This is a genomic window from Planotetraspora thailandica, from assembly GCF_016863335.1.
GTDB lineage: Bacteria > Actinomycetota > Actinomycetes > Streptosporangiales > Streptosporangiaceae > Planotetraspora > Planotetraspora thailandica.
Map to the genome: position 1 here is coordinate 22,200 of NZ_BOOR01000070.1, position 22,005 is coordinate 44,204.

Genomic DNA, 22,005 nt, shown 5'->3' on the forward strand with positions numbered 1-22,005 from the left:
TATGAGGAGGATGCGATGAGCGTGAAGACCTACACCGTCACCGGCATGACCTGCGGCCACTGCGTCAGCTCCGTCAAGGAGGAGGTCGGCGAGGTGGCCGGAGTCGCCGGCGTCGATGTCGACCTGGCCACCGGGCGGCTGGACGTCACCGGCGACGGCGTCTCCGACGACGCCGTACGGCAGGCCGTCGAAGAGGCCGGATACAAGATCGCCGCGACGTGACGGCACGGATCGAGCTTGAGATCGGGGGCATGACCTGTGCCTCCTGTGCCGGCCGCATCGAGCGCAAGCTCAACAAGCTCGACGGCGTGAGCGCGGCGGTCAACTACGCCACCGAGAAGGCCAGCGTGCTCGTGTCGGAGCACCGCGACCACCACGAGATGGTCCGCGAACTGGTCGAGCAGATCGAGAAGGCCGGATATTCGGCCGCGCTGCCCGAGCCCGCGCCGCCCGCGCTGCGCGACGTGCTGGAGGACCGGCTGGTCCTGTCCATCGCACTGGCCGTACCCGTCGTGGCGGTCGGCATGGTTCCTGCGTTGCGCTTCCCCGGGTGGGAGTGGTTCTCCCTGGTGCTCGCCACGCCCGTCGTCGCGTACGGGGGCAAGCCGTTCCACCGCGCCGCCTGGACCAATCTCCGGCACGGCACGGCCACGATGGACACCCTGATCTCCCTGGGCACGCTCGCGGCGTACGCCTGGTCGTTGTGGGCGCTGCTCGCTCCCGCGGCCGGGCACACCTACCTCGAGGTGGCGGCGGGGGTCACGGTGTTCATCCTGGCCGGGCGCCATTTCGAGGCGAGATCAAGACGCATGGCCGGGGCCGCGCTGCGCGAGCTGATGGAGCTGGGCGCCAAGGATGCCGCCGTGATCCGGCAGGGCGTGGAGACCCGCGTGCCCATCGCCCGGCTGCGGGTCGGCGACGAGTTCGTCGTACGGCCAGGCGAGAAGATCGCCACCGACGGCGTGGTCGTCGATGGCATGTCGGCCGTCGACGCGGGCCTGCTGACGGGGGAGTCGATGCCCGTGGAGGTCGGGCCGGGCGACACCGTCACCGGGGCCACGATCAACGCGAGCGGGCGGCTGCTGGTCCGGGCCACCCGCGTGGGCGCCGACACCCAGCTCGCTCGCATCGCCACGCTCGTCCAGGAGGCACAGGCGGGCAAGGCCGCCATTCAGCGCCTGGCCGACCGCGTGGCCGCCGTCTTCGTGCCCGTCGTGATCGTGCTGGCGGTCGCCACACTCGCGGCCTGGCTGGCGGCGGGAGGCGCCGCGGTGCACGCGTTCACCGCGGCGGTGGCCGTGCTGATCATCGCGTGCCCGTGCGCGCTCGGCCTGGCCACGCCGACCGCGCTGCTCGTCGGGACGGGCAGGGGAGCCCGGCTCGGCATCCTGATCAGAGGGCCTGAGGCGCTGGAGCGGGCCCGCAGGATCGACACGGTGGTGCTGGACAAGACCGGCACCGTCACCACAGGCCGGATGTCGCTCACGGCTGTCGTCCCCGCCGAGGGGGAGTCGGCCGACGACGTGCTGCGCACTGCTGGATCTGTCGAGCACGCCTCGGCGCATCCCGTCGCCATGGCCGTCGCACAGGCGGCTCTCGAGCGCGGCACGCTGTCCGAGGCCGGAGAATTCCGGAGCATTCCCGGGCTCGGCGTTCACGGCGTCGTGGACGGCCGTGCCGTGCTGGCAGGAAGACGCGCACTGGTCGTCGGGGCGCAGGAGTTGCCGCCTTCGCTGGAGGAGGCGCTCGTCTCGGCGGAGACCGCGGGCGCGACGGCCGTCGTCGTCGGCTGGGACGGCAAGGCGCGCGGAGTGCTCGTCGTGTCCGACACGATCAGGGCGACGTCGGCGAGAGCCGTACAAGATCTGCGGGATCTCGGGCTCACTCCGGTTCTGCTGACGGGGGACAACCCGGCCGCCGCCGAGACGGTGGCCGCGGCCGCCGGCATCGACCAGGTGGTCGCCGGGGTGTTGCCGTCGGGCAAGGTCGACGTGGTCAAGCGGCTCCAGGCCGAAGGGCGCGTGGTGGCCATGATCGGTGACGGCGTGAACGACGCCGCGGCGCTGGCCCAGGCCGACCTGGGCATGGCGATGGGCACCGGGGCCGACGCCGCGATCGAGGCGGCCGACATCACCCTGGTCAGGGGAGATCTCATGGTCGCCGTGGACGCGATCAGGCTCTCCCGCAGGACGCTCGGGATCATCCGCGGCAACCTCTTCTGGGCCTTCGCCTACAACGTGGCGGCGATTCCCATGGCGGCCGCCGGCCTGCTCAACCCCATGATCGCTGGAGCCGCCATGGCCTTGTCCAGCGCCTTCGTCGTCGCCAACAGCCTCCGCCTCCGCCACTGACCCAAAGGAAAGGGACCCTCCCTGCCCCCCACTCCCCTTGGGCGTGATCATGCAGAAGTTCGGGCGAGGCGGTTCCGACCTGCAAGAACGCGAACCGTGATCATGCAGGAGTTCGGATGAAGTGGCCCTGGCCTGCGAAGACGCGATTCGTGATCATGCAGAAGTTCGAGTGAAGCGGCTCCGACCTGCGGAGACGTGAACCGTGATCATGCACAAGTTCGGGCATGTCCCGCCTGAGCTGCGCGAACGCCACCCGTGATCATGCGCGTGTCACATGCTGGGCCGTGTCGAATCGGCCGAATGGGTCATCTCGTCCAGATGCCTCATGACGTCATGGACGGCGACGACCCCCGGCCGGTGCCTCCGCCACCCCGTCCCGCCCCGCTGCCACGGCTGGGGCCCCGCGAGCGGGCGATACTCCACGCCGGCCGCGTCCAGCCGTACCAGATGGGCCTCCAGGCGCTTCCTGAACTCGTCCGGTACGGCAGGCCCACCGGTCCACGTGATCTCGGCCGCCGCACATCCACGAGGCCATGCGCGGTAATCGAGTGTCCGGCTGTCCGGAATGCGCTCGCTCCAGAGTTGGAACTGCGCTCCGATGACCCGGGCACGCTCGTCGGGCGACCAGTCCGCGGGGGCCGGGTCGAAGGTCGCGACGTCCTCCACGGTGATCGCGTCGCCGATGCCCACGGGCTCCTCGGTCGAAGAGGCCTCCGCGTAGTCGAAATACAGGGGAAAAACGGGCGTCGCCACCACGTCGTGACCGGCTGCCGCGGCGCGGCGGCCGACGCCGTGCCCTCGCCACGGCATCACGATCGTGTCCTCCCGCAGCATGCCGCTGACGAACGCCTCGTCCCAGACGACGGCCCGGCTGCCACGCTCGGCCAGCATGTCGGCGAGTCGGCGCAGGAACCATGCGTGCAGGTCACCGGGGGTCTCCAGGCCCAGTTCCGCCTGGTAAGCCGCGATCTCGGGCGAGGCCGCCCATTCGTCCAGCACGCACTCGTCCCCGCCGATGTGGAAATACGGCACCGTTCCGAGCGCCCCGATGATCTCGTCGAACACGGTGCCGAGGAACTCGACGGTGGCCGGCAGCGGGGAGAGGATGGCCGACGATATGCCCCACCGTTCGAGCACTTGGTACGGCTCGCCGGGCTTGGCGCCGAGGGACGGATATGCCGCCAAGATGGCCGAGGCGTGCCCCGGCACGTCGATCTCCGGCACCACGGTGATCGCCCGCGCTCGCGCATACGCCGAAATTTCCGCTAGGTCGGACAGCGTGTAGAAACCCCCATGTGGCACGCCGTCGAAGGTCGGCTCCTCGCCGAAGTAGCTCGTGACCGTTTGGGTGCGATGTGATCCGATCTCATGCAGCCGCGGAAACGCCCGACTCTCGACCCGCCACCCCTGGTCGTCGGCGAGGTGCAGATGAAGCCGGTTCAGCTTGTGTACGGCCAGCAGATCGATCAACCGCAACACTTCGCGCTTCGGCAGGAAATTTCGTGCGATGTCCATGTGCGCCCCGCGCCACGAGAAGCTCGGCGCGTCCTCGATGCGGCCCGCGGGCAACGTCCACGGCAACTCGGAGATCATGACGGACCGATACGCGTCCGCCGGCAGCAACTGCCTCAGCGTCTGCCCCGCGTAGAACGCCCCCGCCGGGTCTGCGGCGCCGATTCGCACCGACTCCGGCGTGATCGTAATCTCGTACCCCTCGGCGGCCAGGCCGGGGACCTGCTCCACCGTCACCGCCGCCGTCTCCGCCGGCCGCAGGTCCAGTACGGCCAGGGCCTGCCGTACCGAGTCGACCAGGTGGGCGGGTCCGGCGATGGCCGTGCCTGGGGCGAGCTCGAAGGAACCCGACGCCGGCTCGGTCGTCTTCGGGCGGGGAAGCAGGTAATCCATATCGCAGATCATGCCAAACGGCCGGAAATGTCCGGCAGCGGGTCATGCATGATCACGTTCGGCGTCGCCCCAGGTCAGAGGCAATTTGCTCGAACTTCTGCATGATCACGATATGCATATCCCCAGCTCAACGGGGAAGCTCCCGAACTTCTGCATGATCACGCCCAAGGGGTTGGGGGGTCACCACCATTAGGTGTGAGTCACCCCAAGGCGTGATCACCCCAAGGGGTGTGGGGGACCGCCCAAGGGGGGTCAGGTGAGATACGTGCTGATGCCTTTGGCGAGGGCTTCGGCGATGCGCTGGCGGAATGCGGCGCTCTTGAACTTGGCGGCCTCGCTCGCATTGCGCATGTTCCCGCACTCGATGAAGATCTTCGGCACCGTCGACAGGTTGAGGCCGCCCAGGTCGCTGCGGTAGTCGAGCGCGTTCTTGCCGATATACGTCGAGTACGGCAGGCCGGTCCCGGCGTGGAAGGCGTTGCGGACGTCGAGGCCGAGTTGCTTGGAGGCACCCACGACCGGGTCGACGGGCCCCTTGATCTTCTTCGGCATGATGATGTGGAAGCCGTGCGCCTTCGCAGGGGCGCCGTCGCCGTGGATGGAGATCGCGGCGTTCGCCTTGGCCTTGTTGCCGATGGCCGCCCGCTGCGTGACACATGGCCCCACACCGGTGTTGCTCGTGCGGGTGAGCTTGACGGTGGCGCCCTTACTCCGGAGGATGCGCGCCAGTCGGTTGGAGACGTCCCAGGTGAAGGCGGCCTCGCTGTACCCGTCGTTGGTCGCGGTGCCGGTGGTGTCGCACGCCTTCCACTGCGTGAGCACGTCCACCTGCTTGTTGATGATCTCCGGATGCCGGAAGTTGCCGCCGTTGTGGCCGGGGTCGATCACCACGACCTTGCCCTTCAGGGCAAGCTTCGGCTTCGCGAGAGCCGGCGTGTGTGGAGTTATCGCAGGCAGGGGCGCCTTCGTCTTCTGGGTGGCGGCCGCCGGCGTCGCTGTCACAGTCTGCGGCGTGGTCGTTTCCGAGTGCGCCGTGCCGCCGCAGGCGGCAGATCCCAGCCCGCACATAGCGAGCGCTGCGGCGGCAAGTAGTCGACTGGTCACGACGATTTCCCTCCACGGAAAGTCTGTACGCCCCCAACTTACGTGTATTGGGAGCGTAATCAGACCGTTATGTCGTGAAAGGGAATTACCAAACAGGCTCGGCGACCTCTTGCTTGTGCAAGAGGGCGGCAAGCTCTCGGGCATCCTCGGCGTCGAGCCCGAGAACCACGCGAGGACGTCCCCACGGGTGGTCGATCGAATGGGCGACGTAGCTCGCCACAGACTCGGCGATGTCCTCGCCGGTCAGCCCGCGGGCCTCGCGCCAGTAAGCCCAGGCCCGCTCGAGTTCGCCCGCCGCTCGCTGGGCGCACGAGACCAACTCTGGATCACGCATGAATCCCCCCGATTCTCGCGGAAATCAGTCGCCGACCTGGCGGGTCCCCCCGATGTCTGCGACCCGCCGGGGGTCGGCGTCACGGCCCGAGTCAACACCCTCGGCGACGCGACACGTCGGCGGTTGACCTAGCTTTGAGAATCGCTTGGAGGCGGGCAGGTGCTGCGGCGCATGATGAGTTGGGGTTTCACCTGGCGCAGCCTGGCCGCCTTGCCGGGTTCGGTGATGCGGTCGCTCAGCAGTGCGGCGGCCGAACGGCCCATCGCCCTGCGGGGCTGGTCGACGCTGGTCAGGGATATGTGGTTGACCGCGGCGAGGTGGGTGTTGTCGTAGCCCACGACGGACAGGTCCTCGGGCACCCGCAGTCCCAGCTCGCTCGCCGCCGTGAGGACGCCCATGGCCACGATGTCGTTCGCCGCGAAGATCGCTGTCGGCCGCGGGTCCCTGTTCAGCAGGGCCAGCGCGGCACGTCGTCCGCCTTCCTCGGTGAAGTCGCCGTGCTCGACCATGATGTACGGCGCAAGCGCGTGGCGGCGCATCGCCACCAGGTAACCCTCACAGCGATAGCGTGCGGCCGACGACGGTGTGCCCTCGATGTGGGCGATACGCCGGTGGCCGAGCTCAACCAGGTGGTCGACCGCGTAGCGGGCGCCCAGCTGGTCGTCGTCCACGACGATGTCGACGCCGTCGAGGGAGACGTCACGCTCGCCCACCACGACTGTTGGGGTGTAGGCCGCGGCCTCCGCGAGCGTCGAACTGGACGGCGCCACGCCGAGCAGCACGAGACCGTCGACCCGGAGCTCGAGGAACGCTTCGACCGCCTCATCCTCGAACGCGGGGTCCCACCGGCCGCTGCCGATGAGTAACCGCAGACCGTCGCCGTGCAGGCTCTCCTGCAGGCCGTCAAGGAATTCGGCGTAAAAGGGATTGTGGAGGTCGGCGACCAAAGCGCCCACGAGGTGGGTGCGGCCCTCGACCAAGCTGCGGGCCACGGCGTTGGGCCGGTACCCGAGCTCTCTCGCGGCCTGGAGAACCGCTTCCCTGCGATGTTCGCTGACGTGTGACGAACCCCTGAGCACGAGGGATACCAGCGACTTCGAGACGCCGGCGCGCTCGGCCACATTCCGGATCGTCGGCCGTGGCCGCGGACTGAACCCCTCGGAGAGCCCGCCGTCGGGTAGCGAAACCGCGGCGTCGTTCCGGGCAGTGGTCTGCATGGACGGTCCTGACATGGTTCTCCCCACGATGCGTGGACGTGCACCTGACACAACAAACGATCGAGTTGCCCGTAGGGTACGGGCCGCTCACAGTTGTGTTGCTTCTTTCGTGTGGGATCGCGCACTCATATGGGCTGTTTCAGTGCGACTAATCGCCGCTGACCGGCTAAAACGCCCGTCCTAAGAAAATCCGGATCCCTTCCTCCAGAAATCTTGATCAACTACTGCGGAGGGGAGCCGATAGTGTGCGATGCGTGGGTGCCACATCTCGGGCGGACGGCGAACGGGATTCAGCCGAGGGCGGGCGGCGGGCGCGACGCAGGCTCAGCGTCGATCGCAGGCGAGAGGAACTGATCGCGGCCGCGCTGGATCTGTTCAGCAGGCACGACACAGAAAGTGTCTCCATCGACGACGTCGCCGCGGCGGCGGGAGCGTCGCGGGCGCTCGTCTATCACTATTTCGGCGGCAAGCAGGAACTCTACGTCGCCGCATTACGCAGCGCCGCGGAGGAACTTGAGACACGGCTGCGGCCCGGGAACGGCGGCGAACCCCTCGACGAGCTCGCGCACGGGCTGACGCGCTATTTCGACTTCGTGGAAGAGCATGCGGCGGGATTCGCCGCCCTGCTCAGAGGTGGCCCGGCGAATCGCGCGGGCGAGGTCGGTGAGATCGTCGACGGTGTACGGCGACGCCTGTTCGGGCTGGTCGTGAACCAGTTAGGAGTGGGGGTTCCGGGCCCCGTTCTCCGGATCACACTCAGATCGTGGATCGCCTCAGTGGAGACGGCGGGCTTGGACTGGCTGGAGCATCGTGACATCGCCCGATCCGAGCTGGAACGGCTGCTCATGGAGCAGATGACCGCTCTCCTGGGTGTCGCGGCGGGTCGCGATCACAGTGTCGGGAGGCTCCTGCAGGCCCGGTGAGGATCGAAGCGCCGGACGTCTGGGGAAGGCGCGGTGACTGCGGGTGGTCGGTCGCGGGGAGGCGCCGGGCGGGCGGCGCCGGGCCCACACCTTCCCGTGACCCATGGTGGTCACGGGTGTGTGGTCGACGCGCTCACATTCTCGACACGAGCGCGTCCATCTTTCCCCCCTGCTTTGGCGACGACCCCGTTCGCCTACTCCGACCGCTGCTGCGGTATGCCGGCGAGCAGCGCCCGGACTTCGGTCTCCCGGTAGCGCCTGTGTCCGCCGAGCGTGCGGATGGATGTCAACTTGCCCGCCTTCGCCCACCGGGTGACGGTCTTGGGGTCGACGCGGAACATGGTTGCGACCTCCGCCGGGGTGAGCAGCGGCTCGGCCTCGGGTGTACGAGCTGACATTTGTGCGGCCTCTCCTCCGTGTGGACCGGCGACAGCGATCCTGCGACTTATCTGACGCTTGTCACGGATGTCCCCCAATGATCCTTTAGGTGCGGTTTCTAGGATCATTTGCGGCATCACCCGATGTGACCATACAGCCACGTAGTGCGATTGGCGAGCCCTCTGGGCGAACGTATCGACTACGCGTTGATGTCACGCTCGGTGATTCTAGCGACACGTTTCGTGGTATCGCAGTGAAAACGGCAAACTACTCAGTTCGTAGATGTGAGATCGACCATTCTGTGACCAGATTTGGCAGGTCGCGGCCCTGTCGTTACCTTCAGTTTGCGAACTGCAGGGCTTGTACTGATCTCCAGCGTGCGATCACGCGCTGATACATCGCGAAAGCAAGTTCTTCCTGACCGTTGTCCAAACCGCCGAGAGCGGTCGCGATCTCGGCGACGGACTGGTCGTTCTGCAACATCTCGTCGCTCATGAGGTGAACGAGCCCGCCGTAGTCGAGCTCCACCAGCGAGTGGGGGTGGAACTCCTCCAGCCACCGGCCGACGTCCTCGACCTCGCCCAGCGTGGGGACGTACCCGACATGCCGCCGGATCACCACCAGTGCCCGGGCGACCCTGCGCCGCGCCTGCGCCATCGACGTGACGTACAGCATGTTCCGCGGCGGCGCCGTGGTCGTCGGCGCGGAATGCTCGGTGCTCTCGGTCTGCTCGGCCCCCAGGACGAGCCAGCGCTCGGCCGAGTCGAAGGGCACGAACCACGGCGTCGGGACGTGCCAGGTGCTCGAGCGGATGTTCGTGCGCAGAGAATGCTCATAGCGCTTGAACCGGTCGAACGCGTCGGCCGTGCGCTCGGCCACGGTCTGAGGGACGAACCGGTCCGACAGCTTGAGCGACATGGTCCCGCGGAACGACGTGAACGCCAGCCACGACCTGAGCCTGCTCTGCCACGGGCAGACGTACAGCGTGTCGCCCAGCCGGCGAAGGTAGGCGTTCGGGCTCTCCTGCTCGGGCGCGGGCATGGGGGGCACGCGCATGAGCCTCCGTACGGCCTCGCCGTGCTCCACTTCCAGCGCGTGGGCCCGGCGCGGCCGGTCACGGGACTCGGCGTAGCCGGTCCACATTTCCTGATCGCGTGGGGCGAAGGCCGTCAGCGGTTCGTACACACGGAGGTAGGCGGCGTAGGGGAGCACACCAGAATCGTGCCATGTCGACGGGAAGATGTGGCGCACTGTCCTGATTTTCCATGATCGTTTTGCTGTGCCCTCGGTAGTCTGGAGGAGAAATGCCGCAACGGGGCGGCGCATGTGCGATCAGGAGTCACCACCGTGACCGACGTCTTCGGGCTTTCTCACAAGGACCCCAGCCCGGTCGTCCACCCAGGCAGGCACGAACAGGTCGTGTTCTGCTCCGACGAGAGAAGCGGCCTGTACGCGATCATCGCGATCTACAGCACCGCGCTCGGCCCTGGCCTGGGGGGTACAAGGTTCTATCCGTACGAGAGCGAGCAGGCGGCGCTGGCCGATGTGCTCAATCTCTCACGCGCCATGGCGTACAAGAATTCCCTCGCCGGTCTGGATCACGGCGGCGCCAAGGCAGTGATCATCGGAGACCCGTCGACCGACAAGAGCGAAGCGCTCCTGCGGGCTTACGGGCGGTTCATCGAGTCACTGGGCGGCCGCTACTACACCGCCTGTGACGTGGGCACTTACAGCGAGGACATGGACGTCGTCGCCAGGGAGAGCTCCTACGTCACCGGGCGCACCGAGGCGCACGGCGGCGCCGGGGACTCGTCGGTCCTCACCGCCTTCGGCGTCTTCCAGGGCATGCGGGCCGCCGCCGAGCACGCGTACGGCACGCCGTCGCTGACCGGCAGGCGCGTCGGGGTCGAGGGCGTCGGGAAGGTCGGTCACCGGCTTGTCGACCACCTGATCGAGGAGGGCGCCGAAGTCGTGATCTGCGACGTGGACGAGCGGGCCGTCGACCGGGTACGGCAACGCCACCCTGCGGTCCGGGTCGTGGCCGACGCAACGGCTCTGACCTCGGAGGACATCGACATCTACGCGCCCTGCGCGCTGGGCGGCGCGATCGACGACGACACCGTGGCCCGCCTGAACGCCAAGATCATCTGCGGTGGGGCCAACAACCAGCTGGCGCACCCCGGCGTGGACAAGCAGCTCGCCGAGCGTGGGATCTTCTACGCTCCCGACTACGTGGTGAACTCCGGAGGGGTCATCCAGGTCGCGGACGAGATCGAGGGCTTCAACATGGCGCGGGCGCGGGCCCGGGCCGCCAAGATCTTCGACACCACGGCGAAGATCTTCCGGCTGGCCGACGAGGAAGGCGTCCCTCCGGGCGCCGCAGCGGATAGGCTGGCGGAGCGCAGAATGTCCGAAGTGGGGCGTCTGAGGGGTATTTGGCTCCGGCGCTGACCGGTGACGCCCGTACGGCGTACCGAGCAGCGCGCAAAACAGGTACGGTAATAGGCGAACGAGAGACTGGCGCCTGAAGTCAGGTGGCGTCGGTGCGCGGTGCGTTAGCGACGAGGGGTCGGGCACGACCCCGCATGAGGGGGTCGAGCCAATGGGGCGCGGCCGAGCCAAGGCCAAGCAGGTCAAGGTCGCCCGCCAGCTGAAGTACAACAGCGGCGGCACGGATCTTGAGCGCCTGCGCGCGGAGCTCGGAGTCGTGGGTGATGACGATTCCGGCCGCAGTGACGAGCATGACCCTTACGACGAGCTGGCTGATCGGTACGCCGATTATGCGGACGTCGACGACGATGAGGATGATGGCGACAGCGGCCGTTCCGGCCGTCGTTGAGCCCTTCCTGCATGCCAGGTGAGTCACCCGGCGGGATCACATCCCGCCGGGTGCCTTCATCCTGTCCGCACTCATCGCGCATCCCGGAACCGGGATGCGCTTTCGGTGTGCTCATGACCTGCCGTCGTTCGGCGATCAGCTGAATCGGGCCTCTCCGGAGCCGCTCACGATCTCGCCGAGCACCCATGCAGGCACGCCACGCCCGGAAAGCAGAGCCGTCGCCCGGTCGGCCTCTTCCGCGGGGACGATCGCGCACATGCCCACACCGAGGTTGAACGTCTTGTCCATCTCGGCCTGGGGCACCGAGCCGTGGCCGGCCAGCACCTCGAAGATCGCCGGCGGGGTCCACGACGCCCGGTCCAGCAGGGCGTCGGCGTCCGCGGGAAGGGACCTGGCCAGGTTGGCGGCCAGCCCGCCCCCGGTGATGTGGGCGAAGGCGTGCACCTCGACTTCGCGCGTGAGCGCCAGGCAGTCGAGGGAGTAGACGCGGGTCGGCTCGAGCAGCTCCTCGCCGAGCGTACGGGACAGTTCGGGGAGCACCTGCTCCAGGCCGAGTCCGGCGGTCGCGATGATGTGCCTGACCAGCGAATATCCGTTCGAATGAATGCCGCTGGAGGCCAGCCCGAGCACGACGTCTCCGGGCTTGACCCGGTCGGGGCCGAGCATCTCCGACGCCTCGACGACGCCCGTCCCCGCGCCCGCGAGGTCGTATTCGTCGGCTCCCATGGCGCCCGGATGCTCGGCGGTCTCCCCGCCGATGAGGGCGCAGCCGGCCAGGCGGCAGCCTTCGGCGACACCTCCGACGATCTCGGCGATGCGCTCGGGCACCACCTTGCCGCAGGCGATGTAGTCGGTCATGAACAGGGGCTCGGCGCCGCAGACCACCAGGTCGTCGACGACCATCCCGACCAGGTCGATGCCGATCGTGTCGTGCTTGCCGAGCCGCTGGGCCAGCATGACCTTGGTCCCGACGCCGTCGGTCGAGGTGGCCAGCAGGGGCCTGCGGTAGCGGAGGAACGCCGAGGCGTCGAAAAGACCCGCGAAACCGCTCACGTCGGTGACCACCTCGGGCCGGTGCGAGCGGGCGACCCGGGACTTCATCAGCTCGACGGCACGGTCACCTGCGTCGATGTCGACGCCGGCGGCGGCGTAGCTCGTCATCGCTGAGCCTCCAGCACGTATTTGCCGATCCTGTCCTGATCGATCGGGATGGGGTAGCGGCCGTCGAAGCAGGCGCGGCAGAGCCGGTCGGCCGGAATGGTGGTCGCTTGGGTCAGGCCGTCGAGCGAGATGTAGCCGAGGGAGTCGGCGCCCAGGGAGGCGCGGATCTCCTCCACCGACAACGATCCCGCGATCAGCTCGGCCCGGGTGGCGAAGTCGATGCCGTAGAAGCACGGCCAGGCCACAGGCGGCGAGGAGATGCGCACGTGGACCTCGGTGGCGCCCGCCTCCCTGAGCATCTTGACGATGGCGCGCTGGGTGTTGCCGCGGACGATCGAGTCGTCCACGACCACCAGGCGCTTGCCCTCGATGACCTCGCGCAGCGGGTTGAGCTTGAGCCGGATGCCGAGCTGGCGGATCGTCTGCGAAGGCTGGATGAAGGTCCGGCCGACGTAGGAGTTCTTCACCAGGCCCTGGCCGTACGGGATGCCGCTCTGCTCGGCGTAGCCGATGGCGGCGGGCGTGCCGGACTCGGGGGTCGGGATCACGAGGTCGGCCTCGACCGGGTGCTCCCTCGCGAGGGCGCGGCCCACCTCGACCCGGGTGGCCTGGACGCCGCGGCCGGCGATCGTGGTGTCGGGACGGGCGAGGTAGACGTATTCGAAGAGGCAGCCCTTGGGCTCAGGGGTGGCGAACCGGAGGGATCGGACCCCGCGCTCGTCGATCGTCAACAGCTCGCCGGGCTCGATCTCGCGGACGAAGCTCGCGCCGACGATGTCGAGCGCGGCGGTCTCGGAGGCGACCACCCAGCCGGTCTTCTCGTTGCCGGCGCGGTCCTGGCCGACGTTCGCCGTGCCGGGCAGCCGGCCGAGCACCAGGGGACGGATGCCCTGGGGGTCGCGGGCCGCGAACAGCGTGGTCTCGTTCATCCAGACGAGGGAGTAGGCGCCCTTGACCTCGGGGAACAGCTCTGCCGCGGCCTCCTCGACCGGGCGGGAGCCGTCCTGCGCGAGGAGGGCGGTCAGCACCTCGGTGTCGGTGGTCGCCTTGATCGCCCCGGCGGGAAGCCGCTCCATGAGCTCGGCGGTGTTGATCAGGTTGCCGTTGTGGGCCAGCGCGAGCCCGCCGCCCTCGGAGGAGCTCAGCGTGGGCTGCGCGTTCTCCCAGACGCTCGATCCCGTCGTGGAGTAGCGGCAGTGGCCGATGGCGAGGTGGCCACGCAGGGTCCCGAGGATCGACTCGTCGAAGACCTGGGCCACTAAGCCCATGTCCTTGTAGATGAGAATGCGGCTGCCCTCGCTCACGGCGATGCCCGCGGACTCCTGTCCTCGGTGCTGCAGCGCGTACAGGCCGTAATAGGTCAGTTTGGAGACGTCCTCCCCAGGAGCCCACACTCCGAATACGCCGCAGGCGTCCTGTGGTGCACGGTCCCCGGGGTCGAGGTCATGGCCGAGACGGCCGTCGCCCTTCAACACGTACCTGAGTCTAGGTCGGCGGAGGTGCTGCTCGGACACATGGGGGGCGGAGAGGACGCAGGGCGAGCGATCACGAACATCCGTGTCAGTCCTGGTTGTTCCTGTGTTTATGGGGGACCCTAGGCTTTCCGGCAGGCTCAGATATTGAGGCACGGGAGAGAACGACTTTGGCCACACCCGACGACCCCGACAAGACCCCGGCCTTCCCCGGCCGCTACGAACCGGAGAAGGCCCAGAACATCCCCCAGGGTCCGAAAGAGGGCGGAGAGCCCGCTGGAGGGGAGGGTGGACAGCCGTTCCCCGGTCCGCCCGGATCGCAGGGAGGACCGTCATGGCAGCCGCCGGCGGGCGGAGGGCCGTGGGGTGCTCCTCCCCCCGGCGGCGCGCCCGGGCAGCCCGGAGAGGGCAGCGGATGGCCGCCTGCGGGCGGCGGCGGGTGGCCCCCGCCCCTGGGTGGCGGCGGCCCCTGGCAGGCACCTCCCCCCGGCGGCCCCTGGCAGGCCCCGCCGCCCAGCGGGGGATTGGGCACCGCCGCCCTCGTGCTCGGCATCCTCAGCCTCGTCCTGCTGATCGCCTGCGGCCTGGGGATTCTCCTCGCGATCGTCGGGATCATCATCGGCATCGTGGCGATCGCCAAGGGGTCGGGCAAGACGAGGGCCATCGTCGGCGTGGTCCTGAGCGGGCTCACGCTCGTCATCGCCCTGGTCGGCGGCATCGTGGCCTACAACTGGCTCGAGCGCACCGGCGTTCTCGAATGTCTCGACCGCAGCCGCTACCCCACCCAGGAGGCGGCCCAGCAGTGCGTCCAGGACAAGTTCAACCAGATACAACCCACGACAGGCGTCTGACGAGGCCTCACATCAGCGGCAGATAGTCCGACACGTCGGCCCTGGAGCCGCTGGCCGCGATCTTCCCGGTCGCGAGGGCGTCGGCCCAGGACATCCCGCCGGTGGCGAGCTCCAGCCAGGTGGCCGGGTCGGTCTCGATGACGTTGGGAGGGGTCCCGCGCGTGTGGCGGGGCCCCTCCACGCATTGCACCGCCGCGTACGGCGGCACCCGGACCTCCACCGTCCGCCCGGGTGCGCGCGCCGCCAGCCGGTCCAGCAGATCCCGTACGGCGAAGCGCGCGGCCTCCTTGAGGGGCGTCAGCCCCGCCCGGTAGGCGTCGAGCACCACCCGCACGCAGGCGTCGGCCACGAGGCCGTCGGGCCCGTCGAACGGCGGCCTCCCCAGGTCGGCGAGTTGGGCGTCGAGTGCCTGCCTGGCCTTGTCCGGATCGATTCTGCGCGGCATCCGCCCATTGTCGTGCAACCGTTGTGCAACCGGTCAGCCGACCGTTTCCGGGACGGGCTCGGCGGCCACCGCCGCGGCCGCCCGGCGCGCCCGCAACGAGAACAGGCTGACCGGCACGCCCACGATCACGATCACGGCCGCGATCAGCAGGGTGAACTGGTAGGCGTCCAGGAACCTGTGCAGGGCCGTTCCTGTGGCGGCGCTCTGCCGAGCGCTGAGGATGGCGCCGAGGATCGTCACACCAAGGAGGCCGAAGACCTCACGTGAGACGTTGAGCACCCCGGACGCGACGCCCGCCCTCTCGGTGGGCATCGTGTCGAGCACCAGGCTGGTCAGCGGCACGAGCATTCCCGCGCCCGCGCCGTAGATGAGGAACCAGGGCAGCAGGTCGAGGTAGGCGCTCGACTCTCCCACACGGGACAGGCCGCCGATGGCGACGGCCATCAGGGCCAGGCCCGTGGCGACCGTGAGGGCGCTGCCGAAACGCTCGGCGAGCCGGGGGGACATGGTGGCCACGATCGCCATCAGCAAGGCCATCGGAACGAAGCCCGCCCCGGCCTGGATGGGGGTGAAACCGAGCGCGCTCTGCAGGTACAACGCGGTGTAGAAGTAGATGCCGAACACGCCGAACGCCCACAGGCCCATCGAGAGCAGGCCCCCGCTGAAGATCCGCTCCCGGAAGAGGGTGAGGTCGATCATCGGCTTCGCCGTACGGGCCTCGACGACGAGGAAGGCGACGGCCGCGAGGGCCGCGACGGCGAAGGCGCCGAGGATGAGGCCGGACGTCCAGCCCCGCGACTCTCCTTCGATCAGCGCGTAGGTCAGGGCGAACAGTGCCACCGTGGATGCCGCCAGGCCCGGCAGGTCGAGCCCGGCGCCGGCGGTCGCGGAGCGCGGCACGCGGATCGAGCGCCATCCGAGCACGGCCGTCACCACGCCGACGGGCCCGTTGAGGAGGAAGATCCACCCCCAGTCGGCGTTCTCGCTGAGGAAACCGCCGGTCAGCGGGCCGACCGCGAGCGCCAGCGCCCCCACCGCGCTCCAGACGCCGACGGCCGTGGCCCGCTCACGCGGGTCGGGGAAGACCGCGGCGAGGAGGGCGAGCGACGTCGGGGTGAGCAGTGCGGCGCCCACACCCTGGACGGCTCGTGCCGCGATCAACGCCTCCTGGTTGCCGGCGAGACCGGCCGCGACGGAGGCGAGGGTGAAGACGGCGAGCCCCGCGAAGAACATCGTGCGCGTGCCGACGAGGTCGGCCAGGCGTCCGCCCACGAGCAGGAGCCCGGCGAACACCAGGATGTAGGCGCTCACGATCCATTCCAGGCCCGACATGGTCAACCCGAGATCACGCTGGATCGTCGGCAGGGCCACGTTGACCACGTTGTTGTCGAGGTAGGTCATGAACGTCGCGAGCGACACGGCGACGAGCGCCCACCATCTTCCAGTCATGAGGGGTCCTCCTTATACGAGGTACATGTACGTCGTACATGTACGGTGCATAGGAGACCTTGTACGCCGTATAGTTGTCAAGTCGCACAAGGAGGGACGGCCATGGCACCAGCAGAGAAGCTCACGCGTCTCGCCGTGGTGGAGAAGGCGCTCGAGCTCGCCGACGCCGAGGGGGTCGAGGCGGCCACCATCAGGCGCCTGGCCCAGGAGCTGGGCGTCACGCCGATGGCGCTCTACTGGCACTTCAAGAACAAGGAGCTCCTGCTCCTCGGGATGCTCGACCACGTGCTGGCGGAGGTGACCCCGGAGTTCGATCCGGCGGACCCGTGGAACGTGCGGCTGCGGGCGATGGTCGAGGCGCTGACCCGTGTCCTGCGGCGGCATCCGTCGATCGTCGGGGTGTTCCCCATGGTCGCCAAGCACGACTCGGCCAACTTCACCCGCGCGACGGAGACCGCCCTCGCGCTGCTCAGCTCGGTGGGGTTCTCCCTCGACGAAGCCTTCCTGATCTCGTCGTATCTGCTCCACGGCGTGCTCGCGCTCGTGGAGGACGAGCCGGCCTGCCCGCGTCACATGAGCTCGAAAGAGGCCGCCGAATGGCGCAGGCAGAAGCGGCTCACACTGGAGGCGCTTCCGGCGGACCGCTTTCCCAACATGGTGGAGTTCGCCAAGACCTACGACGGCGAGCCCGACGTCGACCGCTACTACGCCTTCGGTGTGGGCCTGCTGATGTCCGGTGTGGAGGCCATGGCCGCGCACAGGGCGCCGAGCACGGCGACGCCGAGCAGCACCAGGTAGGTCTGCTGGAAGCCGGTCATCAACTGCTGAACGGCGACGGGCGACAGGGCCGACAGCGTGCCGGCGTAGACCTGGCCGCGAAGCTCCGGCGTCACCGAGCCGGTGAGCACGCTCAGCGTGGTGGCCACGCTGAGCACGATGCCCACGTTCATGATCGTGAGCCGGAATCCGTTGACGACGCCCAGGCTTCCCAGCGGGAGGGTGCTCATCACCTGGGTGGTGTTGCCCGTGAGGAAGGCCCCGCTGCCGCATCCGGCGAGGAAGAGCCCCGCCCCGATCACCCAGTACGGCGTGGCCGTACCGGCGGACAGGACCAGCACGAGCAGCCCGGCGGCGGACAGGGCGCATCCGGCGAGCGACAACGTGTACGCGCTCACTCTGCGGCCGAGGGCGCCCACCACAGGTGAGGCCAGGGCCATCCCGATCGGCAGGGGCAGCACGCCGAGACCGGCCGTCAGCGCGTCCACCCCTCGAGCGGCCTGGAAGTACAGGCCCGTGAGCAGGATCAGGGACGCGCGGGCCAGCGCGTTGCAGAACGAGGCGAGGTTGGCGAAGGCCAGCATCCGCCCGCCGAACAACGACAGGGCGATCACGGGGTTGCGCACGCGCCGCTCGACGAGCACCAGCACGGGCACGAGGACGACCGCCGCCAGGCCGGGGAGCAGATCACCCTGGCTGATCGCGATCAGGGCGGCCGACAGCGCGGCGAACACGATCAGGTTGCCGAGCACGTCCACCGGCTCTCTGCGGCCTCTCGGCACCTTGCGCAGCGTCAGCGCGCCCCACACCAGCGCGACGATTCCCGCCGGGACGTTGATCCAGAAGATCCAGCGCCAGCCGAGCGTGTCGGCGATCAGGCCGCCGACCGTGGGCCCGGCGAGCTGGGCGACCGACAAGGTGCCGATGTAGACGCCCATACCCTGGCTCAGCCGGTCGGGAGGGAAGGCGGCCGTGATGATGACGGTGCCGTTGGCGAGGATCATCGCCGCGCCCAGACCCTGTACGGCACGCACGGCGATGAGGATGCCCGCGCTGGGAGCCAGCCCGGCGAGCAGGGACGCCCCGGTGAACAGGGCGAACCCGAGCAGGTAGACCTCCCGCCTGCCCACGAGGTCGGCCACCCTGCCGAAGAAGACGAGTGTGGCGGTGCTGACCAGCAGGTAGGCCAGCAGGATCCAGCTCGACGCGAGCGGGCTCGCGTCGAAGTGCCGCACGACCTCGGGCAGCGCGACGTTGAGCGTGCTCGCGCCGATGCCGATGAGCACGAGGCCGAGCCCGGTGACCGAGCAGACCCGCCACGCGTAGCGCAGCGCGTCGGCGTGTTCGGGGGAGCCGGGACGCAGGGGGACGTCGATCATGTGGTTCTGGCCCGCCTCATGCCCGTGGGCGGTAACGCCCGGACAGCCGGGCCAGTTTGAGGCTGAGATGCAGGCTCAGCCGCTCGCTGCCGTCGCTGAGGTCGGTCTCCGCCAGTTCCTCCACCCGCTGCAGCCGGTAGTAGAGCGAGGTGCGGTGCAGCCGCAGCCGGTGTGAGGCGGCCGCCGCGCTGCCCGCCAGGTCGAGGTAGGTCTCCAGGGTCTCCAGCAGCGGCAGGTGCTGATCGTGGCCGAGCAGCCGTTCCAGGCCGGGATGCAGGTCGTCCTGGGGCACGCGGGTCAGCATCCGGTAGACGCCGAGCCTGGCCCATTCCGCCGAACGACCGAGCTCGGGCACCCGGGCGGCGACCTCCGCCGCGTGCAGGGCCTCGGCATACGACTCGGCCGCGCCGGAGAGCGAGGGACGCGGCCTGCCGATGCCGACCAGCACCGGAACGTCCATCGCCGCGTGCATCTCCTCGGCGAACGCCGACGTGCCCGCGGTGAGGAGCACGGCGTGGTCGTAACGCACGAGATGCAGGGGCTGGTGTGCGGCCAGGCGCCGCCGTACGGCCAGCAGACCGCGTTCCAGCGTCAGTCGCAGGGCCTCGTCCGCCTCCGCCGCCGCGGGCTTGGCGACCGTCACCGTGACCGGCATCGTCTGGGGGAAGGCGCCGGCCTCGATGAGCGCGCGGGCCGCTTCGGCCTCGCCGAGCAGCAGCCCGCTGATTGCTTCGAGCTCCCGGTGGGAGGCGAGGCCGGACGCCAGGCTCTCGTGGAAGAGAGCCAGGGCGAGCGTGGGGACGGCGGCGGCCGCCACGTCGACCTCGGCCTGGTTCATCGGAGGGCCGGCGTCGATGAACCAGAGGAAGCCCAGCAGCCGGCCGTCATGCCGTACGGGGACGCAGACCCGCGGCAGCAGGCCGAGGTCGGGGGCGGCGGGTGTGCGCAGCGGCCCTTCCGCGCCGAGGATTCCGGCGGAGCGGAGGAACGCGCGGACCTCCGGCGTCGTATGGCGGTGCAGGATGGAGTCGCGGCGGATGTCGTCGAGCTGGCCGTTCTGCTCGGTGTAGGCGACCACGCGCTGGCGGGCGTCATCCAGCAGCAGGGGGCGGTCGAGGCGCGCGGCGAGATCCTCCACGATCCGCTGAAGGTCCGCCACGCGGTCTCCCATCTGGGTTTTTCTACGGTTGTCGGACAACCGGCTTTCGATCTTCTCTACAACTGAACGATGATTTGGGTCAAGGCCGTATATACCGTCCGAATCGTGAAAGCCCTCTCCAAGCTCACAAAGATCCTCGTGGCGACCGCCTTGGTCGTCCCGGCGGCCCTCGCGGCCGTCCCCGCATCCGCAGCCCCCGCCGACGATCCCGAGTACCCCTGGCGGCTGAACCAGTGGCCGCAGACCCAGCCCTGGCAGCGTGACGAACCGGACGCGACGCAGACCCTGCGCACGCTCAGCTCGTCGGCTCCCGCGGTCAAGCCCATCGACCCGCAGAACTGGAAGAACCCCGACCACATGACGTGGGCGGACTACAAGAAGGTCCCGGGCACCAACTGGGCCGACCCGGCGGTCAAGGGGTCCACGCGCACCTTCAAGGGCGCGCTGGTGCTGCTCGACTACTCCAACCAGCCGTTCGTGGTGACCCAGCCCCAGGGCTCGACGGTCTTCGGCAACCCCAGCGCCCAGGCCCACGACATCCCCAGGGACCAGGTCGCGAAGTTCTACCAGGACTTCCTCAACACGCCCGGCAAGCTCAACAACGGCCACACCCTCCACGAGTACTGGATGGAGGACTCCCAGGGCCGGTACGGCGTCGACCTCACCGGCTTCGGCCCTTACTCCATGCCGGGCAAGTCCTACGAGTACGGGCTGGAATACCAGCGCAACGCCTGCCCGGCCGGGGACACCTGCAACAGGAACCTGCGCACGGACGGCAACGCGGCCTGGGTCGCGTCCGTCGGCCCCGAGGTGGCCGCGCAGTACGACTTCGTCTTCTATGTGACCGCCGGCCAGGACGAGTCGTCCACCTGGCAGGAGTTCGGCATGATGAAGTTCCCCAACAAGGAGGACGTCACCGACGAGTTCGGGCCGCCGGACCCGGCCCTGCCGAACTGGTCGACCACCCGCTACGTCGACTGGACCTCCTGGGCCGCGGGCTCGACGTTCTGGCCCAACGCCCGCTTCGGCGTCGACTCGGTCCAGGCCGAGAGCTCGGGCATGGGGACCTACGCCCACGAGTTCAGCCACATCATGGGCGTCGGCGACAACTACAACAATCCGTACGGCACGCCCGCCCGCCGGGCCTACACCGGAATCTGGGAGATGCTCAGCCGGGGCAGCTTCAACGGCCCGGGCGGCCCGCACAGCCGCTGGCTGATCCCGCCCACGGCGGGGGCGTCGATGGGCGCCCAGCACATGCTGCGCAACAAGATCAAGCTCGGCATGGTGGATGAGCAGAACGTGCTGCGCCTGTCGCGTGACGCGCTCGCCCAGTCCGGCGTCGTCGTCGCCAAGGTGACCGCCCGCGAGGTCCAGCCCGGGAAGAACGAGCTGACCGGCGTCAACATCGTGCTCGACGGCGGCGACAAGTCGAATGGTTCGTGTTCCACGCAGACCGATCCGCTCTGCGACGGCGGCAACTACAACAACTACACGGTCGAGGTCGTCGACCGGATGGGCTCCGACTCCTTCACCTCGGACTCGGGCGTGCTCCTGGCCAAGACCAAGAACACCGACAACGCCCCGTTCGAGTGGGTGATCGACGCCAACCCGCAGGACATCGGGATGACCGACTACGTCCTGCCCGACGGCACCGAGGTGCCGATCACGATCGGCGACTACCGTCAGCTGGCCGACGCCCTCTTCCACGCGGGCACGAACTCCGGCAGCGAGTACGAGTACGTCGACGGGGTCAACCGGCTGCACTTCTACGTCACCGATGTGAAGCGTGACAAGAAGGGCATCCTCTCCTACACCGTGGCAATCCGCTCCCTGGACGGCGCGGGGCCGCAGAAGCGCGGCGTCAAGCTCCTCCCGGCGGGGGGCGCACCCGGCAAGAACGGCGCGTCGACCTGCAGCTTCCCGCTGTTCAACACCGGCAAGGCCGCTCCGGTCCAGGGGCAGCCCGAGGACGTGAGTACCTATGTCGGCAGTGACGTCTACCGGCTGAAGGCGGAGGTTCAGGGCAAGGGCTGGACCGTCACCACGCCCAACGCGCTCGCCACTGTCAAGTTCGGCGACCACGACTCGGTCGAGGTCGCCGCGCAGCGGGCCGCCGGCGGCAGCCACCTGGCCACCGTCAAGCTGACCGCGACGTCCGAGAGCGACCCGAGCAAGAAGGCGACCGCGACCTGCATCGCGATCGGCCTCTAAGGGTCATGTGACGAAGGGCCCTTCCGGAGACATCCGGAAGGGCCCTT

Annotated in this window: 20 protein-coding genes; 8 read left to right on the forward strand and 12 right to left on the reverse strand. The window is 68.9% G+C overall.

Going from position 1 to position 22,005, the window contains the following annotated elements; all coding sequences use genetic code 11:
* Positions 1-15 precede the first annotated feature (15 nt).
* Complete coding sequence (locus Pth03_RS35285; protein WP_203948823.1) at positions 16-222, forward strand: heavy-metal-associated domain-containing protein; 207 nt, start codon at positions 16-18, stop codon at positions 220-222.
* Positions 219-2,351: a heavy metal translocating P-type ATPase gene (locus Pth03_RS35290; protein ID WP_373318652.1), complete on the forward strand. Its 2,133-nt coding sequence runs from the start codon at positions 219-221 to the stop codon at positions 2,349-2,351. Before Pth03_RS35285 ends, Pth03_RS35290 begins: the two co-directional genes overlap by 4 nt.
* 270 nt (positions 2,352-2,621) lie before the next feature.
* Here Pth03_RS35290 and Pth03_RS35295 read toward each other — a convergent pair whose 3' ends face one another.
* From Pth03_RS35295 to Pth03_RS35310, 4 genes are all read right to left on the reverse strand, one after another.
* A complete protein-coding gene (locus Pth03_RS35295) occupies positions 2,622-4,256 on the reverse strand; it encodes a beta-N-acetylhexosaminidase (RefSeq protein WP_203948824.1) in 1,635 nt (544 codons plus the stop codon).
* A 252-nt stretch (positions 4,257-4,508) separates the two neighbouring features.
* On the reverse strand, positions 4,509-5,258 hold the full coding sequence (locus tag Pth03_RS35300; protein WP_239119605.1) for an N-acetylmuramoyl-L-alanine amidase: 750 nt from the start codon (positions 5,256-5,258) through the stop codon (positions 4,509-4,511).
* Positions 5,259-5,445: 187 nt separating this feature from the next.
* Positions 5,446-5,694 carry a hypothetical protein gene (locus Pth03_RS35305; protein ID WP_203948825.1) on the reverse strand — a complete coding sequence of 83 codons (249 nt, stop codon included), beginning with the start codon at positions 5,692-5,694 and terminating at the stop codon, positions 5,446-5,448.
* A 128-nt stretch (positions 5,695-5,822) separates the two neighbouring features.
* Positions 5,823-6,926, reverse strand: coding sequence for a LacI family DNA-binding transcriptional regulator (locus tag Pth03_RS35310; RefSeq protein WP_203948826.1), 1,104 nt, complete (start codon positions 6,924-6,926; stop codon positions 5,823-5,825).
* 239 nt (positions 6,927-7,165) lie between these two features.
* On the opposite strand from Pth03_RS35310, the gene Pth03_RS35315 reads away from it, so the two are divergent.
* Positions 7,166-7,834, forward strand: a complete 669-nt coding sequence (locus tag Pth03_RS35315; RefSeq protein ID WP_203948827.1) for a TetR/AcrR family transcriptional regulator — start codon at positions 7,166-7,168, stop codon at positions 7,832-7,834.
* A gap of 194 nt (positions 7,835-8,028) precedes the next feature.
* On the opposite strand, the gene bldC is transcribed toward Pth03_RS35315, so the two are convergent.
* A complete protein-coding gene (bldC, locus tag Pth03_RS35320; RefSeq protein ID WP_013133571.1) occupies positions 8,029-8,232 on the reverse strand; it encodes a developmental transcriptional regulator BldC in 204 nt (67 codons plus the stop codon).
* Between the two features lie 319 nt (positions 8,233-8,551).
* Positions 8,552-9,424: a DUF8083 family protein gene (locus tag Pth03_RS35325; protein ID WP_203948828.1), complete on the reverse strand. Its 873-nt coding sequence runs from the start codon at positions 9,422-9,424 to the stop codon at positions 8,552-8,554.
* 135 nt (positions 9,425-9,559) lie between these two features.
* Here Pth03_RS35325 and Pth03_RS35330 point away from each other — a divergent pair, with 135 nt between their 5' ends.
* Positions 9,560-10,663 carry a Leu/Phe/Val dehydrogenase gene (locus Pth03_RS35330; RefSeq protein ID WP_203948829.1) on the forward strand — a complete coding sequence of 368 codons (1,104 nt, stop codon included), beginning with the start codon at positions 9,560-9,562 and terminating at the stop codon, positions 10,661-10,663.
* A 151-nt stretch (positions 10,664-10,814) separates the two neighbouring features.
* A complete protein-coding gene (locus tag Pth03_RS35335; RefSeq protein WP_203948830.1) occupies positions 10,815-11,051 on the forward strand; it encodes a DUF3073 domain-containing protein in 237 nt (78 codons plus the stop codon).
* Positions 11,052-11,186: 135 nt separating this feature from the next.
* Here Pth03_RS35335 and purM read toward each other — a convergent pair whose 3' ends face one another.
* Together purM and purF are read right to left on the reverse strand one after the other, a co-directional pair.
* Positions 11,187-12,212: a phosphoribosylformylglycinamidine cyclo-ligase gene (gene purM / locus Pth03_RS35340; RefSeq protein ID WP_203948831.1), complete on the reverse strand. Its 1,026-nt coding sequence runs from the start codon at positions 12,210-12,212 to the stop codon at positions 11,187-11,189.
* Positions 12,209-13,687, reverse strand: a complete 1,479-nt coding sequence (purF, locus tag Pth03_RS35345) for an amidophosphoribosyltransferase (protein WP_203948832.1) — start codon at positions 13,685-13,687, stop codon at positions 12,209-12,211. The genes purM and purF overlap by 4 nt, the downstream gene beginning before the upstream one ends.
* Before the next feature lie 167 nt (positions 13,688-13,854).
* Between purF and Pth03_RS35350 the strand changes: the two genes are divergently transcribed.
* The gene (locus Pth03_RS35350) at positions 13,855-14,535 is read left to right on the forward strand and encodes a hypothetical protein (protein ID WP_203948833.1); all 681 of its coding nucleotides are present in this window, start codon (positions 13,855-13,857) and stop codon (positions 14,533-14,535) included.
* A 7-nt stretch (positions 14,536-14,542) separates the two neighbouring features.
* Here Pth03_RS35350 and Pth03_RS35355 read toward each other — a convergent pair whose 3' ends face one another.
* Positions 14,543-14,980: a sterol carrier family protein gene (locus Pth03_RS35355; protein ID WP_203948834.1), complete on the reverse strand. Its 438-nt coding sequence runs from the start codon at positions 14,978-14,980 to the stop codon at positions 14,543-14,545.
* 33 nt (positions 14,981-15,013) lie between these two features.
* Complete coding sequence (locus Pth03_RS35360; protein ID WP_203948835.1) at positions 15,014-16,429, reverse strand: MFS transporter; 1,416 nt, start codon at positions 16,427-16,429, stop codon at positions 15,014-15,016.
* 102 nt (positions 16,430-16,531) lie between these two features.
* On the opposite strand from Pth03_RS35360, the gene Pth03_RS35365 reads away from it, so the two are divergent.
* On the forward strand, positions 16,532-17,227 hold the full coding sequence (locus tag Pth03_RS35365; protein WP_203948836.1) for a TetR/AcrR family transcriptional regulator: 696 nt from the start codon (positions 16,532-16,534) through the stop codon (positions 17,225-17,227).
* Here the strand turns inward: Pth03_RS35365 and Pth03_RS35370 are convergent.
* Positions 17,134-18,585 (reverse strand): MFS transporter, encoded by a 1,452-nt coding sequence (locus Pth03_RS35370; protein WP_203948837.1) that lies wholly within the window; start codon positions 18,583-18,585, stop codon positions 17,134-17,136. The two genes, Pth03_RS35365 and Pth03_RS35370, sit on opposite strands and share 94 nt — an antisense overlap.
* Before the next feature lie 16 nt (positions 18,586-18,601).
* Positions 18,602-19,744, reverse strand: coding sequence for a PucR family transcriptional regulator (locus tag Pth03_RS35375; protein WP_203948838.1), 1,143 nt, complete (start codon positions 19,742-19,744; stop codon positions 18,602-18,604).
* 105 nt (positions 19,745-19,849) lie between these two features.
* On the opposite strand from Pth03_RS35375, the gene Pth03_RS35380 reads away from it, so the two are divergent.
* Positions 19,850-21,958 carry a M6 family metalloprotease domain-containing protein gene (locus Pth03_RS35380; RefSeq protein WP_239119606.1) on the forward strand — a complete coding sequence of 703 codons (2,109 nt, stop codon included), beginning with the start codon at positions 19,850-19,852 and terminating at the stop codon, positions 21,956-21,958.
* Positions 21,959-22,005 lie beyond the last annotated feature (47 nt).

Coding starts and splice junctions, on each gene's coding strand:
- Pth03_RS35305 (WP_203948825.1), bottom strand. CDS start 5,694: ATGCGTGATCCAGAGTTGGTCTCGTGCGCCCAGCGAGCGGCGGGCGAA.
- Pth03_RS35370 (WP_203948837.1), bottom strand. CDS start 18,585: ATGATCGACGTCCCCCTGCGTCCCGGCTCCCCCGAACACGCCGACGCG.
- Pth03_RS35310 (WP_203948826.1), bottom strand. CDS start 6,926: ATGTCAGGACCGTCCATGCAGACCACTGCCCGGAACGACGCCGCGGTT.
- Pth03_RS35295 (WP_203948824.1), bottom strand. CDS start 4,256: ATGGATTACCTGCTTCCCCGCCCGAAGACGACCGAGCCGGCGTCGGGT.
- Pth03_RS35335 (WP_203948830.1), top strand. CDS start 10,815: ATGGGGCGCGGCCGAGCCAAGGCCAAGCAGGTCAAGGTCGCCCGCCAG.
- purM (WP_203948831.1), bottom strand. CDS start 12,212: ATGACGAGCTACGCCGCCGCCGGCGTCGACATCGACGCAGGTGACCGT.
- Pth03_RS35365 (WP_203948836.1), top strand. CDS start 16,532: ATGGCACCAGCAGAGAAGCTCACGCGTCTCGCCGTGGTGGAGAAGGCG.
- Pth03_RS35360 (WP_203948835.1), bottom strand. CDS start 16,429: ATGACTGGAAGATGGTGGGCGCTCGTCGCCGTGTCGCTCGCGACGTTC.
- Pth03_RS35285 (WP_203948823.1), top strand. CDS start 16: ATGAGCGTGAAGACCTACACCGTCACCGGCATGACCTGCGGCCACTGC.
- Pth03_RS35355 (WP_203948834.1), bottom strand. CDS start 14,980: ATGCCGCGCAGAATCGATCCGGACAAGGCCAGGCAGGCACTCGACGCC.
- bldC (WP_013133571.1), bottom strand. CDS start 8,232: ATGTCAGCTCGTACACCCGAGGCCGAGCCGCTGCTCACCCCGGCGGAG.